At 61.5% G+C, this 13,806-nt stretch carries 15 protein-coding genes; 2 read left to right on the top strand and 13 right to left on the bottom strand.

Features of this window, described 5'->3' with window-relative positions:
• A partial coding sequence (locus tag DYI22_RS14730) for a helix-turn-helix domain-containing protein (protein ID WP_213478840.1) occupies nucleotides 1-315 on the top strand: 315 nt, incomplete at its 5' end.
• Between the two features lie 9 nt (nucleotides 316-324).
• Here DYI22_RS14730 and DYI22_RS14725 read toward each other — a convergent pair.
• From DYI22_RS14725 to DYI22_RS14670, 12 genes are all read right to left on the bottom strand, one after another.
• On the bottom strand, nucleotides 325-1,119 hold the full coding sequence (locus tag DYI22_RS14725) for an IclR family transcriptional regulator (RefSeq protein WP_213478839.1): 795 nt from the start codon (nucleotides 1,117-1,119) through the stop codon (nucleotides 325-327).
• Nucleotides 1,120-1,239: 120 nt separating this feature from the next.
• On the bottom strand, nucleotides 1,240-2,244 hold the full coding sequence (locus tag DYI22_RS14720) for a porin (protein ID WP_213478838.1): 1,005 nt from the start codon (nucleotides 2,242-2,244) through the stop codon (nucleotides 1,240-1,242).
• Between the two features lie 95 nt (nucleotides 2,245-2,339).
• Complete coding sequence (locus tag DYI22_RS14715) at nucleotides 2,340-3,053, bottom strand: ABC transporter ATP-binding protein (protein WP_213478837.1); 714 nt, start codon at nucleotides 3,051-3,053, stop codon at nucleotides 2,340-2,342.
• A complete protein-coding gene (locus tag DYI22_RS14710) occupies nucleotides 3,050-3,820 on the bottom strand; it encodes an ABC transporter ATP-binding protein (RefSeq protein WP_213478836.1) in 771 nt (256 codons plus the stop codon). Before DYI22_RS14710 ends, DYI22_RS14715 begins: the two co-directional genes overlap by 4 nt.
• A gap of 2 nt (nucleotides 3,821-3,822) precedes the next feature.
• Nucleotides 3,823-4,779, bottom strand: coding sequence for a branched-chain amino acid ABC transporter permease (locus DYI22_RS14705; RefSeq protein WP_213478835.1), 957 nt, complete (start codon nucleotides 4,777-4,779; stop codon nucleotides 3,823-3,825).
• Nucleotides 4,780-4,792: 13 nt separating this feature from the next.
• Nucleotides 4,793-5,656 (bottom strand): branched-chain amino acid ABC transporter permease, encoded by an 864-nt coding sequence (locus tag DYI22_RS14700; RefSeq protein ID WP_213478834.1) that lies wholly within the window; start codon nucleotides 5,654-5,656, stop codon nucleotides 4,793-4,795.
• 98 nt (nucleotides 5,657-5,754) lie between these two features.
• Entirely contained in the window at nucleotides 5,755-6,930 is a 1,176-nt protein-coding gene (locus DYI22_RS14695) for an ABC transporter substrate-binding protein (protein WP_213478833.1), read from the bottom strand.
• A gap of 121 nt (nucleotides 6,931-7,051) precedes the next feature.
• Nucleotides 7,052-7,993, bottom strand: coding sequence for a methyl-accepting chemotaxis protein (locus DYI22_RS17655; RefSeq protein WP_213478832.1), 942 nt, complete (start codon nucleotides 7,991-7,993; stop codon nucleotides 7,052-7,054).
• Nucleotides 7,994-8,155: 162 nt separating this feature from the next.
• Complete coding sequence (locus DYI22_RS14685; RefSeq protein ID WP_213478831.1) at nucleotides 8,156-8,944, bottom strand: alpha/beta fold hydrolase; 789 nt, start codon at nucleotides 8,942-8,944, stop codon at nucleotides 8,156-8,158.
• A gap of 14 nt (nucleotides 8,945-8,958) precedes the next feature.
• Nucleotides 8,959-10,161 (bottom strand): 3-oxoadipyl-CoA thiolase, encoded by a 1,203-nt coding sequence (gene pcaF, locus DYI22_RS14680; protein WP_213478830.1) that lies wholly within the window; start codon nucleotides 10,159-10,161, stop codon nucleotides 8,959-8,961.
• Between the two features lie 8 nt (nucleotides 10,162-10,169).
• On the bottom strand, nucleotides 10,170-10,946 hold the full coding sequence (locus DYI22_RS14675; protein ID WP_213478829.1) for a CoA-transferase subunit beta: 777 nt from the start codon (nucleotides 10,944-10,946) through the stop codon (nucleotides 10,170-10,172).
• Nucleotides 10,946-11,761, bottom strand: coding sequence for a CoA transferase subunit A (locus tag DYI22_RS14670; protein WP_213478828.1), 816 nt, complete (start codon nucleotides 11,759-11,761; stop codon nucleotides 10,946-10,948). Before DYI22_RS14670 ends, DYI22_RS14675 begins: the two co-directional genes overlap by 1 nt.
• Nucleotides 11,762-11,958: 197 nt before the next feature.
• Between DYI22_RS14670 and DYI22_RS14665 the strand changes: the two genes are divergently transcribed.
• On the top strand, nucleotides 11,959-12,738 hold the full coding sequence (locus DYI22_RS14665) for an IclR family transcriptional regulator domain-containing protein (RefSeq protein ID WP_213478827.1): 780 nt from the start codon (nucleotides 11,959-11,961) through the stop codon (nucleotides 12,736-12,738).
• A 100-nt stretch (nucleotides 12,739-12,838) separates the two neighbouring features.
• Here the strand turns inward: DYI22_RS14665 and DYI22_RS14660 are convergent, their stop codons facing one another.
• Nucleotides 12,839-13,741, bottom strand: coding sequence for a LysR family transcriptional regulator (locus DYI22_RS14660; protein WP_213478826.1), 903 nt, complete (start codon nucleotides 13,739-13,741; stop codon nucleotides 12,839-12,841).
• Between the last annotated feature and the right edge of the window lie 65 nt (nucleotides 13,742-13,806).

Here is a 13,806-nt window from a genome sequence, read left to right as displayed (position 1 = left end):
GCCCTGAACCGGATGCTCGGGTACATCGAACAGAATGTCCGTGACAACATCGACATGGAGACGCTGTCATCAGTGTCCAACATGAGCGTACGTTCGATCTATAACGCGTTCTCGAAAACCTTCTCGACCACGCCCCGGTGTTATATCAAGCAACTCAAGCTGCGCAAGCTGCGGGAGGATCTGCTTGAGGGGCGATGCCGGAACGTCACGGAAATTGCGCTGGATTATGGCTTCAGCCACCTGGGCCGGTTCTCTTCGGACTACCGTAAAACCTTCGGTGAGCTGCCCTCCGAAACCATGAAGATGACCAGCTAACCGGCACCTTCAGTCCCTTTGCAGGCCGCAGATCTGTTGTGTGACGCGGTCACTGCACGCCCTGACTTTCTCGAACAGCGATGAACCCTCGCTGATGTCGGTGTCCCGTTCAAGGCCAAGCAGGGTGATCACGGTGACGATGCTGCCGTTAATGTCGAATACCGGCATGCTCAGCACATTGATTTCCGGCAGGTAGTCGCCGAAAAACGCGCAATAGTTGTTGCGCCGGATGACCTCCAGATGGGCCGGAAGTTCTTCCCGGGTCACCGGTCGGCCCTCTTTTTTGGGCAGGGTGCGGGAGTTCTTGTAGAACTGATCCACCAGCTGTTTGCGACGACTGGCGGGCAGGTGGGCCAGATAGATGCGGCCGGCCGCGGAGTTCAGCGGCGACAGTTCGGCGCCAAGACGCACGTTGACCGATATGGGCTGGCTGGAATCGAGCCATTTGATCACCAGCGGGCCATTGCCGTTCCAGACGGTGACCGACACGGTTTTATCGGTCTCCTCGTTGAGGCGGTCCACCGCCTCGTAGGACAGCTGGATGGGGTTGATCCGCCGCAGCGCCGAGATGCCGAGGGTAAGGCTCGAGTTTCCCAGGGTGTACTGGGTCTGGTTCACCTGATTGATGTAACCTTCCCTGAGCAGACTCACCAGGTATTTGTGGGCACGGCTGGGGGACAGGTCCAGCGCGCCGGACAGCTCTTTGAGGGTGGGCGGTTTCGCCGCCGTGGAAATGTAATTGAGGATATGCAGACCGATCTCCAGCGATCCGATGCCCTGTCGCTTCGGGCTTTCTTCTGTCATGGGCGTGTCCGTTCTCGAATGACCGATGCCGTGGGACGTCAGTGAAAAGCAGGCGCCCGTTGGCTCCCGGGCACCTGCTTTTACGATTGCTGGCAAGGATACCAATTCTGGCAGCCCGGATCAGAATTTGTATTTGGCCATCACCTCAACCTGCTGGCCTTCCGGCAGCAACGGGCCGAAGGCGAGGTTGTACTTGCGCCATTCCACACCCACGTCCAGGTCCGGTGTGACGGCGTGAATCAGGTTGGCGCGGTGCGCTTCGTAGTTGGTGTCGGCGTTGTCGTCCACCTCAACGGCGGTGTAGGCGACGTTCGCGCGCCATTCGCTGTTAATAACGTAGCGGAAGCCGACATCCACACCGGCCTGGCTGACGGCATCGCCATCTTCAACATCCGGGGAGGCCAGGCTGTTGTTGACGCCAACCCCGGTGAACGCGCCCAGGCCCTCACCGTAATGAGCGTTGAGGTTGAAGCTGTGGGGGCCGATCATGAATTTCGAACCGATGGCGCCGCCACCCACAAAGTCACCGTTTTCCACCTCGCGTCCTGAGGCGGTAAGGATCACACGGTGGCCGCCGTCGAGGTTGAGGTTGTAGTTGATGGCGAGATCCGGTGTGTCGGCGTCGTTATTGACCGGGTCCTGAGCGGTGAAGCGGAAACCCGCTACCTCGTGGCTGACCAGGTTGGTGCGGAAGTTGAACCCGCCCAGCGTGCCCCGCGGGCCGCCGAGGAAATCCAGGTAATCGTGGTAGGCGACGGCCCAGAACTGGCCGGTCCAGGTCTGTCCCACGGTGGTCTGATCGACTTTGATGAACGCATGGCGCAGGCGAAGATCGCTGTTCTCACCGGGATAGGTGCCGCCGTAGAAATCCCCTTCCACGAAACCGACGATGGTATGGCCGTGTTGCTGGGTGATCGCCTTCAGGTTGACGCGGGTTTCGTTGGAACGGCCGAAGATGCGGGAATCACCGCCATCGACTTTTTCATAAAGGCCTTCGGCTTTGAAATAGCCACCAATGCTGAAGTTGGTGTCTTTGAAGGTGCCGAGTTCGAGGGCGTGGGTGGCCGGGGCGGCGCTGAGACCGGAAGCGACGGCCAGCGCCAGTAGCGAGTTACGATAGTTCATGTGCCTTCTCCTTGTTGTTTGGCACCTGAACTATCGGCGATTCAGACCCGGTCAAATATCCGGTTAATGAACATCCCTATCCGTTTTTTGTACATCTAGACACTCAGTGCGGTTTCGACCTTGTCCAGGTTCTGGTCGAGCTCCCGGGAGCTTCCATCGAAGTGCACCTTGCCTTTGACAATCACCACGTGGCGATCGCAAAGCTTCTTCAGCGCCTTGATGTTCTTGTCCACCACCAGGGTGGAAATGCCCGATTCCCGGATGGTGGCAATCACGTTCCAGATGTCCTGGCGGATCAGCGGCGCCAGGCCCTCGGTGGCCTCGTCGAGAATCATCAGGCGGGGGTTGGTCACCAGGGCGCGGCCAATCGCCAGCATCTGCTGTTCGCCCCCGGACAGTTCGGTGCCCAGGTTCGATAACCGCTCCTGCAGGCGCGGGAACGTTGCCATCACCCGCTCGAAGTCCCAGTTGGATTGTCCGCTGCTGTCCGGGCGTGCCGCCATCTGCAGGTGCTCCTTCACCGTGAGGTTGTGGAACATGCCACGGCCTTCGGGCACGTAGGCGATGTCCCGGCGCATGCGCTTCCAGGTCGGCAGCTTGCTGATGTCCTCGCCGTCGAAAAATACCTGGCCACTGCGGGGCGGTACGATGCCGAGGATGGATTTGAGGGTGGTGGTCTTGCCCATGCCGTTGCGGCCCATCAGGCTCATGGACTGGCCCCTGGCCAGGCTGAACGACAGGTCGTGCAAGATGTGGCTGCGGCCATACAGGGTGTTGAGGTTGTTTACCTCCAGCAGGCTGTTGCTCATGCCGCTTCCTCCTCGTCGTCTTCTTTCCCGAGGTACGCTTCTTTCACCAGTGGCTCGTTGCGTACTTCGTCCACCGTGCCGGTGATCAGATGGGTGCCGTTATCCAGTACCGTGAGCTGGTCCGACAGTTCGAAGATGGCGTCCATGTCGTGCTCCACCAGCACGATGCAGTAGCTTTGCTTGAGTTCGTTCAGCAACTCGATGATGCGCTGGGATTCCTCGTGGCCCATGCCGGCCATGGGCTCATCCAGCAGCAGGATGCAGGGGTCGGTTGCCAGCACCATGGCCAGTTCCAGTTGGCGCTGTTCGCCGTAGGAAATTTCCGCGGCGATGGTGTGGATTCGGCTCTCGAGGCCGACCTGATGCAGGGCCTTTTCCGCCGCTTCACGGACCAGTTTGTTGGAATGACGCGACGCGAACAGGTTGAAGCTGCCGGTGAAACGGCGCTGGGCGGCTACCGCACAGTTTTCCAGGCAGGTCACATCGGCGTAGATGTTGGTTTTCTGGAAGCTGCGGCCGATGCCGCGGCGCACGAACTTCCAGGGTTTCATGCCTTCGATCTGTTCGCCCTTGTGAAAGATGCAGCCGCTGGTTGGCTGCAGGGTTCCGCACAACATGTTCAGTAGCGTGCTCTTGCCGGCACCGTTGGGGCCGACCACACCGTGGAGCTGGCGGTCGTGGAACTGCAGTGAAATGTTGTTCAGTGCCTTGATGCCGCCCCAGTGTTTGCTGAGGGATTCGGTTTCCAGAATGATGTCGTTGGCCATGATTATTTCTCCAGCAGCTTTTCAAGGTAACCGGCCAGGCCTTTGCGCAGCAGCAGGACCATCAGGATGATGGCGCTGCCCATCAGCAGCATCCAGTCCTGGGTCATGTGCTCGAAGAGGTACAGCAGGCCCTCGTAGGTGATGGTGCCGAGAATGGCGCCGTAGATGGTGCCCATGCCGCCGAGTATCGCCATCACCAGCGCGGTACCGGACATTTCCCAGGTCATGAACTGCGGGTTGACGTAGCCGTACTGCAGGGCAAACAACAGGCCGGCATAGGCCGCCAGGGTGCTGCCGATGACGTAACTGATCAGGCGGAAGGCGAAGATGTTGTAGCCCAGGGCTTCGGTGCGCTCCGGGTTCAGGCGGCTGGCCTCCACAATGCGCCCGAAGCGTGAGCGCAGGATGACCTTGATAGCCAGCAGGGTGACCAGCACGGCCAGCAACGCCAGGTAGTAGAAGTGGGTGGGGTTATCCAGATTAAGGAAGCTCAGGCCGAAGATACTGGTTTCCGGCTTCATGAAAATGAACAGGCCGTCGTTGCCACCGAACTCCAGCGAATCGAAGAAGTAGTAATAGGCCATCTGCGATATCGCCAGGGTGATCATGATGAAGTAGATACCCGAGGTGCGCAGCACCACCGCCCCGATCACCAGCGCAATCAGGGCATTGAGCCCCAGAATGTAGAAGGCATACACCCAGAAGTTGACCGCCTCGTACTCCGGCGTGAGGATCACGAACAGATAGCCCCCCAGCCCGTAGAACAGAGCGTGCCCGAGGGTCACCAGGCCGACCCGGCCAACCAGGAAATCCAGCGACATCACGAACACCGCCAGAATCAGGATGGTGGTGACCTTGCCCACGAAGAAGGAGTTGGCCTCCAGGAACAGGGGAATACACAGGGCGATCGTGAAGAAGATCGCCAGGAAAATGCGCTCGGTGCGTTTCTCGAAAATCATGTTCGGCTCCCGCTTACTTGGCGAACAGGCCCTGGGGCTTCACCAACAGCACCAGGATCATGAAGATGTAGATGATCATGTTGGACATGGTGGGCATCAGCACCGCGGCAAACGTGCTGATAACGCCGACCAGTAACGCACCCACGAAGGCACCTTTGATGGAGCCCATGCCGCCGACGACCACCACCACGAAGCAGGTAATCAGCACGCTTTCGCCCATGCCGGGCACGATGGAGCGCATCGGCGCGGCGATGATGCCGGAGATGGCGGCCAGCATGACGCCGATGGCGAACACGATGGTGTAGAGGCTTTTGATGTTGACGCCCAGGGCCTCCACCATTTCCCGGTTGGATTCGCCGGCACGGATCAGCATGCCCAGGCGGGTCCGGCTCACCAGGAAGTAGAGCGCGGCGGCAATGGCCACGCAGATCAGCGCCGCGAAGATGCGGTACACCGGATAACTGGAGTTGTCGGTGAACGGCACAGCGCCGCTCAGGGCCTCGGGAACCGCAACGCCGTAAGGGTCGTTGCCCCAGAGAATGCTTTGCAGGGAATTGAATACGAAGATCATGCCGATGGTCAGCAGCACCTGATCCAGGTGGTTACGGTTGTAGAGCCGTTGTATCAGCACCCGCTCGATCAGTATGCCGAGCCCCAGTGCGATCACGGCCGAGAGTATGGCGGAGGCGGTAAAGCTGCCGGTCACGGCGACGAAGTACCACACCAGATAGGCTCCCACCATGTACATGGAGCCATGGGCCAGGTTGAGGATGCCCATCACGCCGAACACCAGGGTCAGGCCCGAGGCGATCAGGAACAGCAACAAGCCATACTGGAGACCATTGATAAGTTGTACGAAGAAAAGTTCGGTAGACATAGTGATACCCAACGGTTTTACGGATAAGTCAGTTCAGGGGCGGGCGGGCAGCGTGGGGGATGCCCCCGGCGGTTGCCGGGGGCTGACGGAACCCGGGCTCAGATCCTGCAGCCGCGGGCGGGATCTTCCAGCGCTTCCGCCGCCACCGCCTGAACCACATTCACGCCATCCTTCACCTCCCGCAGGTAGATGTTCTGGATCGGGTTGTGGGCCCTGGAGAAGGTGAACTCCCCCCGTGGGCTGTCGATAGTCAGTTGCTCCATGGTGCTGATCACGGCCTGCTTGTCCGAAATGTCACCCTCAAGCTGGTCAATGGTGCTGGCGATGGCCTGGCCCGCGTCGTAACCCTGTACCGCATAGATATCCGGGTAGTGGCCGTATTCGGTATGGAAGGCTTCGCGGAAGGCCTGGTTCTTGGGAACGTCGAGCTGCTCGGCGTAGTGCAGGCCGGTCATTACCCCTTCGGCCGCTTCGCCCTGGGCCTGCAGGGTGCCTTCGGTAAGGAAGCCGGAACCCAGCAGCGGAATCTTGCCGCGCAGGCCCATGGCGTCGTAGTCCTTCACGAACTTGATGGCGCCGCCACCGGCGAAAAAGGTAAACACGGCATCCGGCTGCTCGTCGGCGATGTCACTGACGTGGGACTGGAAGTTGGTGGAGGGGAACGGCAGCAGCACCTTCTCGACGATCTCGCCGCCGCCGGCGGTAAAGGACTCTTCGAACGCGTCCAGGCTCTCACGGCCCATGCCGTAGTTCCAGCTGATGGCGTAGACCTTCTTGTAGCCCTTATCCAGCGCGACCTTGCCCATGGGGTAGGAGGGCTGCCAGGAGGAGAAGGACGTGCGGAACACATTGGGTGCGCACAGCGGGCCGGTGGCGGCGGCAGAGCCGGCGTTGGGGATAATCATGATGGTGTCCTTGCCACGCAACATCTTGATCATGCCCATGGCAACGCCGGAGTGAACCGGGCCAATCACGAAGTCGGCTTCGTGCTGATTGAGCAGGGACGACGCCAGCTCCGGCGCGCGGGAGGGCTTGGCTTCGGTGTCCAGTTCGATGAACTCCACCTTGGAGCCATGCAGCTGCTCCGCCTGTTCTTTCAACGCCAGCTTCAAACCATCGCGACCGGCTTCGCCGAGTTGCGCGTAGATGCCGCTGAACGGCAGCATGATGCCAATCTTGACCGGGTCGCCGGCGGCCGCCAGGGCAGAGGTAGAGAACCCGGCGGTAAGGGTGGTTGCCAGTACAGCACTGGCAAGCGTAGTGATCCTGCTCATTTCAACACCTCAGATTGTTGTTGTGGGTTCTGTCATTAGAGGCGTGATAGCGCGGCAGCAATATCCATTTTCTGCACAGGGGTGTCCGGTGGTTGCAGAGGATGGCTGCCGCCCGGTTTTCTCAGTGGTTTGAGAGTGCGTGGTTCGAGTGCGCACTGAGATCGCCGTACAGTTGTTGGGTGAGCGCGCGCTGGACCTGCAAGCGGTCGGTGATGCCCTGCACCACTTCCATGCGGGCCACGGCTCCGGCCTGGATGTCCTTCATGGCCTGCAGGGCGTCCCCGGACTGGTTCAGGCACTGGTCGCAGGATGCGCGGATCTTCTCCATGCCGTTGCTCGCCTCAACAGAGGTGGCATTGAGGCTGTCGGCAATGGTGCCAATGCCTTCGCTGGAGGCGTTGGCGCGTACCGCCAGGTGGCGCACCTCGTCGGCCACCACCGCAAATCCGCGGCCGTGTTCCCCGGCGCGGGCGGCTTCAATGGAGGCATTCAGCGCCAGCAGGTTGGTCTGTTTGGCGATGTCCTGAATGTTGCCCACGATGCTGCCGATTTCGGCGGACTGTTTGCCCAGCTCGCTGAACACCTCATCAATCCGGGCCATGAAGTCGGCCAGTTCGCGGATGGACGCTTCAGACCCGGAGATGCAACTGGCGCTCTGGGTGACCTTGGCCCCGGACGCTTTGGCCAGCTTGCCGGCTTCCGCCATCTCCTCAAGAATGACATCGACGTTGCTGCGCAGCTCATCCAGGTGGCCAAGCAGCTCGGGATCGGGGGATGGCGGTGCCGGCGCCGGCGGTTCGGGCTCCTGCACCGCTTCGGGTTCAGGCTCGGAGGCCGGCGCCTGCTCGCGGATGGTCACCACGCGCGGCCGCAGGCGCGCACACAGGGTGAGGGCGGTGGCGTTCAGGGCGAGGGCGGCCGTCGCAACCAGGGCCGGGATAATGCCGTCCGCCATGATCAGCAGGAGTGTGGCGCCGGTCATGGCCGGCACCAGTGTTGCGTAAACCGGAGTTTTGGACGAGCCGGGCTCGGACGTTTGTTCGAAAGTGAGGGTGTTATCCATGGTTCTGTTTCCGCAGGGCAAGGGTTCGCATCGTGCGGAAACGCTAAGGGGTTCTGGGGGGCGAGCCTATCCGCTCAGTGCAGAGGTGTATCCGTATTCTGAAACGCCGGCGGTAACGAGATCGGGGCCGGCCGCGAACCGGCCCCGGAACACAGTAGGGGGTCAGCTCAGGTTGTCGAGTAGCAGCTCGGCCAGCCTTGGGGGGCATTCCACCGAGGGCACGTGACCGACCTGTTCCAGAATCACCAGCGCGGGTGCGCCGCTGCATTGAGACAGCGCCTGTAGCGCTTCCGGCGGCGTGGCCACGTCGTCCGCGCCGGCAATCAGCTGCAGCGGCACCCGGTGCGCACCGAGCTGCTCGCGGAAATCCGCTCTCCCCAGCATTTCACACAGCAGCGCGTAGCTGCGGTCGTCACCGCGCGCCATGATCACACGCCAGCCTTCAATCAGCGCTGGCTGCTGCTGGCAGGCCACCGGGCCAAACCAGCGCGGCACGATATCCACGGCCATGGTGGCCAGGCCAAGTTCCAGCACACTGGCCGAGCGGGTGTTCCAGGCATCGGCGGTACCAATCACCGCACCGGTGTTGGTGAGGGTGGCCGACAGCACCTTGTCTTCATGCTGGCTGACCAGTTGCTGACCGATCACGCCCCCAATGGAAGTGCCGACAAAGTGAAAGCGTTCGGCACCGGCGGTTGCCGCCAGTGTCAGGGCTTCCTGCGCCAGGTCTTCCGGCGTGATGTGGTCGGATTCTTCCGGCCAGGCGGCGCTGGCGCCATGCCCCGGCAGGTCCCAGGTCAGTACCCGGACGCGGTCCAGCAGGGCCGGCAGCAGGTCGTCCCATACCCCCTGGGTCATGCCCAGCGGGTGGGCGAGTACCAGCAGCGGTTTGTCTTTATCACCGAGCAGGCGATAGCAGATGGTGCGACCGTTGTGTTTCAGAAACGCCATGATGTCTCCTTGCCTCAGACCCGTTCGATGAGTGTAGCAATACCCTGGCCGACGCCCACGCACATGGTGCACAGGGCGTAGCGACCGCCAGTGCGCTGCAGTTGGTAGGCGGCGGTCATCAGCAGGCGGGCGCCCGACATGCCCAGTGGGTGGCCGAGGGCAATGGCGCCGCCGTTGGGGTTCACCCGCGTGTCGTCGTCGGCAACGCCCAGTTCCCGCAAGACCGCCAACCCCTGGGCGGCGAAGGCCTCGTTCAGCTCGATAACGTCGATATCATCCATGCTGATGGCCTGCTTCTCCAGCAGTTTGCGAACGGCGGGCACCGGGCCGATGCCCATGATGCGCGGTTCCACGCCGGCGGTGGCCATGCCCAGAATGCGAGCCATCGGCTTGAGGCCGTGGGCTTTTACCGCGTTCTCACTGGCCACCAGCATCGCGGCGGCGCCGTCGTTGACGCCGGATGCGTTGCCGGCAGTAACGCTGCCATTTTCGCGGAATGGTGTGGGCAGGGCGGCGAGTTTCTCCAGGGTGCTTTCACGGGGATGCTCGTCGGTGTCGAAGATCAGCGGCTCCTGCTTGCGCCGCGGAATGGACACCGGCACGATTTCCTCGGCAAAGATACCCGCCTGTTGCGCCCGGGCGGTTTTCTCCTGAGAGCGGAAGGCAAACAGGTCCTGATCCTCCCGCGACACCTTGTACTGCTCGGCCACGTTCTCCGCGGTTTCCGGCATGGAATCGATGCCGTATTGTTTTTTCATCAGCGGATTCACAAAGCGCCAGCCGATGGTGGTGTCTTCGATCTTCTGGCCGCGGGAGAACGCGGAGTCCGCCTTGCCCATCACGTAGGGCGCGCGGGACATGGATTCCACGCCGCCGGCCAGCACCAGATCCATCTCGCCGGCACGAATGGCGCGGAACGCCGTGCCCACCGCATCCATGCCGGAACCGCACAGGCGGTTGAGGGTGGTGCCGGGCACCGAGGTGGGCAGACCGGCCAGCAGGGCAGACATCCGCGCAATGTTGCGGTTGTCTTCGCCGGCCTGGTTGGCGGAACCCATCATCACTTCGTCGATGGCGGCGGGGTCGAGGCCCGGCGCCTGTTCCAGTACCGCTTTGAATATATGAGCGGCCAGGTCGTCCGGGCGCACGCCGGCCAGGGTACCGCCGAAGCGGCCAATGGCCGAGCGGCGGGGGTGGCAGAGATAAACGTCAGTCATGGTGAACCTCACTGTTGGCCGGCATGATGGGCGTTGGTGCGCGCTTTCAGGTCACGAAGGATTTCCAGCTCGTGGGCGGTCGGCTCCGGGGTGGTGTCCAGTTGATCCGCAAAACGGATCTCCCAGCCGGTGGCTTCGATCACGTCGTCGCGGGTCACGTTCGGGTGCAGCGAGGTCACCACCAGCTCTTTGGTGTCCGGGTCCGGCTTCAGGATGCACAGGTCGGTGATCACCACCGTGGGGCCGCGACCGATGTTGGGAACGTTGTCCCGGGCTTTGCCGTCACGGCCGAAGCCGACGGTGGTCACGAAGTCCACGTCCTTCACGAAAGTCCGCTTGGAGTGTTTCACGGTAATGAACACTTCCTTCGCGTTGGTGGCAATTTCCGGTGCGCCGCCACCGCCGGGCAGGCGCACTTTCGGTTCACGATAATCGCCAATCAGCGTGGTGTTCAGGTTGGCGTAACGATCGATCTGGGCGGTGCCCAGGAAGCCAACGCTGATGTGGCCACCCTGCAGCCAGTAACGGAACATTTCCGGCACCGACACGGTGGTGAGGGCGGATTCGCACAGCTCGCCGTCACCGATGGACAGCGGCAGCACATCCGGCTTGGTCTGCAGGGTGCCGGATTCGTAGATCAGGGTGACATCCGGGGCGTGGGTCAGGCGCGCCAGGTTGGCGGCCTCACTGGGCAGCCCGATGCCGACAAAGCAGGTCATGTCGCTGGTCAGTGCGCGGGCGGCAGTGACGCTCATCATTTCCGAAGAGGTAAATTCAAGGCTCATCACGCAGCTCCTTTTTCAAACACGTTGTCTTTCAGCCAGGTCTGGAAGGTTTCCCGGTCCCGGGCAATGCCGTCCCACTCTTTGTAGAAGGCGTTGTCGCGCTCGTAATAGCCCAGTGCGTAGGACGGGCTGGCGCCTTTCGGCGCTTCGGCGATGGCGGTGACCGCCCAGGACGGCAGCACGCAGGCGTTTACGCCGGCGTCCAGGTCATCGACGATTTCCTCAACGGTGACGATGCTGCGTTTGGCGGCCAGCACCACTTCCTTCTGGATACCCACGATGCCCTCAATCAACACGTTGCCCTTGCGATCGGCCCGCTGGGCGTGGATCACCACCACATCCGGGCGCACCGACGGCACCGCGGCCAGGCGCTCACCGGTGAACGGGCACTCGATGAATTTGATCTGGTCGTTCACTTTGGGCAGGTCGCTTCCCACATAGCCGCGCAGTACCGCGAACGGCAGTCCGGCGGCGCCGGCTTCATAGGCGCAGGCCATGGCAGCGTGGCTGTGCTCGAGGATCTCCAGTTTGTTCGGCCAGCCCTTCTCAACGGCATCCCGCAGACGATGCAGGGAGCCCACGCCCGGATTGCCGCCCCAGGAGAAGATCAGTTTCTTCGCGCAGCCAGCGCCGATCATCTGGTCGTACACCAGGTCGGGCGTCATGCGGATCAACGTCAGGTCACGTTTTTCCTGGCGAATGATTTCATGGCCGGCGGCGAACGGAATCAGGTGGGTGAAGCCTTCCATACAAACGGTGTCGCCGTTGCTGATGTGGCGGCTCACGGCCTCCTGGAGGGAGAGAAATTCAGCCATCACGGTATCTCCATTGCAGTGATTGTCAATAAGTTCGATATGCGAACATAAGTTTAATATGCGAACATAATGACGCGATGGTTTTGTGGTCGTCAAGTACAAATTTTCACCAATTGCCAAAAAGTGCACGGATGTTCGGATAGCGAACGAGCTGCTACCATGCGCAATGGCTGTCATGAGGCGAAGAAGGAGCAGGAATGGACGATCAGATTCTCAAGCCCGGCGACCGGGACTATGTGGGCGCGCTGGCTTCCGGGCTGGAGGTGCTGCAGGTGTTTGATGCCGAGCACCCCCGCATGACCCTCAGCGAGGTGGCGGCACGCACCGAGATGGATCGGGCCAAGGCTCGACGGTTTCTGCTCACCTTGCACGCCCTGGGGTTCATCAAGCGCAACGGCCGCCAGTTCGAACTGACGCCGCGGGTGTTGCAGCTGGGTTATGCCTACCAGGCCTCGAACCAGTACCGCGCGGTGATCCAGCAGTATCTGGAGGACATCACCGCCGAACTGGGCGAGTCGTCGTCGCTGGCGGTGCTGGACGGGGACGACGTGGTCTATGTGGTGCGCTCATCGGCACGGCACCGGTTGATGGCCATTACCCTCTCGGTGGGTACCCGCCTGCCGGCAGCCTATACCTCCATGGGCCGGGTATTGCTGGCGCAGTTGCCGGAGCCGGAACTGGACGCGTTTCTGGCCCGGGTGAAGTTGGAGGCGTTTACCGCTTTCTCCATCCACAGCGCCGATGCGCTGAAAAAGGACATCATCAAGGTCCGCAAGCAGGGCTACTCAATCGTCGACCAGGAGCTGGATTCCGGGCTTCGCTCCGTGGCGGTGCCGGTGTTTGCCGGCAATGGCGAACTGCTCGGAGCGATCAATATCAGCACCAATGCGGCGCGGGTGGATATGGATACGTTGCTGGGGGTGTATTTGCCAAGGTTGCAGCAGGCGGCCGAGGCGGTGCGGCGGACTACGCACTGAGCCCTCGGTGTCGGATTACGCTTCGCTAATCCGACCTACAGGTTGCATGTTCCCCCGTAGGTCGGATTAGAGCCGCTAGGCTCGTAATCCGACAAACCTCTCACGGATACCGCCCCGTCAACCGGTTCTCCACCAGTTCATCCAGAATGGTCTTGGCCAGGCGCATCACCGCATTGGGGTTCTCGCCCTTCCGCCGCGAGGCAATCACCGGCACGGTAATGTTGTCGTCCTCCAGGGGCATGTAGTCCACCCCTTCGCGCTGAAGTTTGCGAACCTGGTCGGGTACCAGGGTAAACCCCATGTCGGAAGCAACCAGCGACAGCGCGGTCTGCACGTCGTTGACCTGCTGCATCACGTTGATGCGCAGGCCGCGGCGATGGAACAGGCCCTGGGTCAGGTCGGCGAAATTGGGGCCCGGCCCGGTCGGGAAGGTGATCATTGGCCACTCCGCCAGTTCTTTCATTGACGGCGGATGGCGGGTCAGCGGGTGGCCGGCGGGGACGGCGGCGATCATCGGCTCATCGAACAGCAGTTCCTGCTCCACGTCGGGGTCATCGATCCGTACCCGACCAAAGCCGATATCGATCTTGCCGGCTTTCAGAGCATCGACCTGCTCCCGGGTTTTCAGTTCGTGCAGGATGATCTCAAGGTTCTTGTTGCGCCGCAGGCGCCGCACCATCAGCGGCAGCTGGCCGTAGAACACCGAGGGCACGAAGCCAATGGAGAACACCGTCTTGCGGTGCTGGGCAATGCGGCGGGTATCGTTCACCGTGGCTGCGACCTTGTCGAGTATCTGCCGTGCCTGTTCCAGAAAGTACTCGCCGCCGGTGGTCAGTACCAGGCCCCGGGGTTTGCGGATGAACAGCTCCACCCCCATTTCTTCTTCCAGCTGTTTGATGGCCCGGGTCAGCGGTGGCTGGGCGATGAATAGTTTTTCCGCCGCCCGGGTGAGGTTCAGTTCCTCGGCCACCGCCACGAAGTAGCGCAAGTGTCGCAGCTCCATCCATACCTCCAGGGTATCGGTTAGTACCTAATCAATATTGGTTCATACCCGTGAAACTTCGTACT

This window comes from Marinobacter lipolyticus, assembly GCF_018424605.1.
In the GTDB taxonomy this organism is placed as follows: domain Bacteria; phylum Pseudomonadota; class Gammaproteobacteria; order Pseudomonadales; family Oleiphilaceae; genus Marinobacter; species Marinobacter lipolyticus_B.
The sequence above is the reverse complement of the archived record's forward strand: the minus strand, read 5'-3'. Positions and strand labels throughout refer to the sequence as shown.

What these genes read in the sequence shown, in the direction of transcription:
- DYI22_RS14725 (WP_213478839.1), bottom strand. Translation starts at nt 1,119, where the DNA reads ATGACAGAAGAAAGCCCGAAGCGACAGGGCATCGGATCGCTGGAGATC.
- DYI22_RS14720 (WP_213478838.1), bottom strand. Translation starts at nt 2,244, where the DNA reads ATGAACTATCGTAACTCGCTACTGGCGCTGGCCGTCGCTTCCGGTCTC.
- DYI22_RS14715 (WP_213478837.1), bottom strand. Translation starts at nt 3,053, where the DNA reads ATGAGCAACAGCCTGCTGGAGGTAAACAACCTCAACACCCTGTATGGC.
- DYI22_RS14710 (WP_213478836.1), bottom strand. Translation starts at nt 3,820, where the DNA reads ATGGCCAACGACATCATTCTGGAAACCGAATCCCTCAGCAAACACTGG.
- DYI22_RS14705 (WP_213478835.1), bottom strand. Translation starts at nt 4,779, where the DNA reads ATGATTTTCGAGAAACGCACCGAGCGCATTTTCCTGGCGATCTTCTTC.
- DYI22_RS14700 (WP_213478834.1), bottom strand. Translation starts at nt 5,656, where the DNA reads ATGTCTACCGAACTTTTCTTCGTACAACTTATCAATGGTCTCCAGTAT.
- DYI22_RS14695 (WP_213478833.1), bottom strand. Translation starts at nt 6,930, where the DNA reads ATGAGCAGGATCACTACGCTTGCCAGTGCTGTACTGGCAACCACCCTT.
- DYI22_RS17655 (WP_213478832.1), bottom strand. Translation starts at nt 7,993, where the DNA reads ATGGATAACACCCTCACTTTCGAACAAACGTCCGAGCCCGGCTCGTCC.
- DYI22_RS14685 (WP_213478831.1), bottom strand. Translation starts at nt 8,944, where the DNA reads ATGGCGTTTCTGAAACACAACGGTCGCACCATCTGCTATCGCCTGCTC.
- pcaF (WP_213478830.1), bottom strand. Translation starts at nt 10,161, where the DNA reads ATGACTGACGTTTATCTCTGCCACCCCCGCCGCTCGGCCATTGGCCGC.
- DYI22_RS14675 (WP_213478829.1), bottom strand. Translation starts at nt 10,946, where the DNA reads ATGAGCCTTGAATTTACCTCTTCGGAAATGATGAGCGTCACTGCCGCC.
- DYI22_RS14670 (WP_213478828.1), bottom strand. Translation starts at nt 11,761, where the DNA reads ATGGCTGAATTTCTCTCCCTCCAGGAGGCCGTGAGCCGCCACATCAGC.
- DYI22_RS14665 (WP_213478827.1), top strand. Translation starts at nt 11,959, where the DNA reads ATGGACGATCAGATTCTCAAGCCCGGCGACCGGGACTATGTGGGCGCG.
- DYI22_RS14660 (WP_213478826.1), bottom strand. Translation starts at nt 13,741, where the DNA reads ATGGAGCTGCGACACTTGCGCTACTTCGTGGCGGTGGCCGAGGAACTG.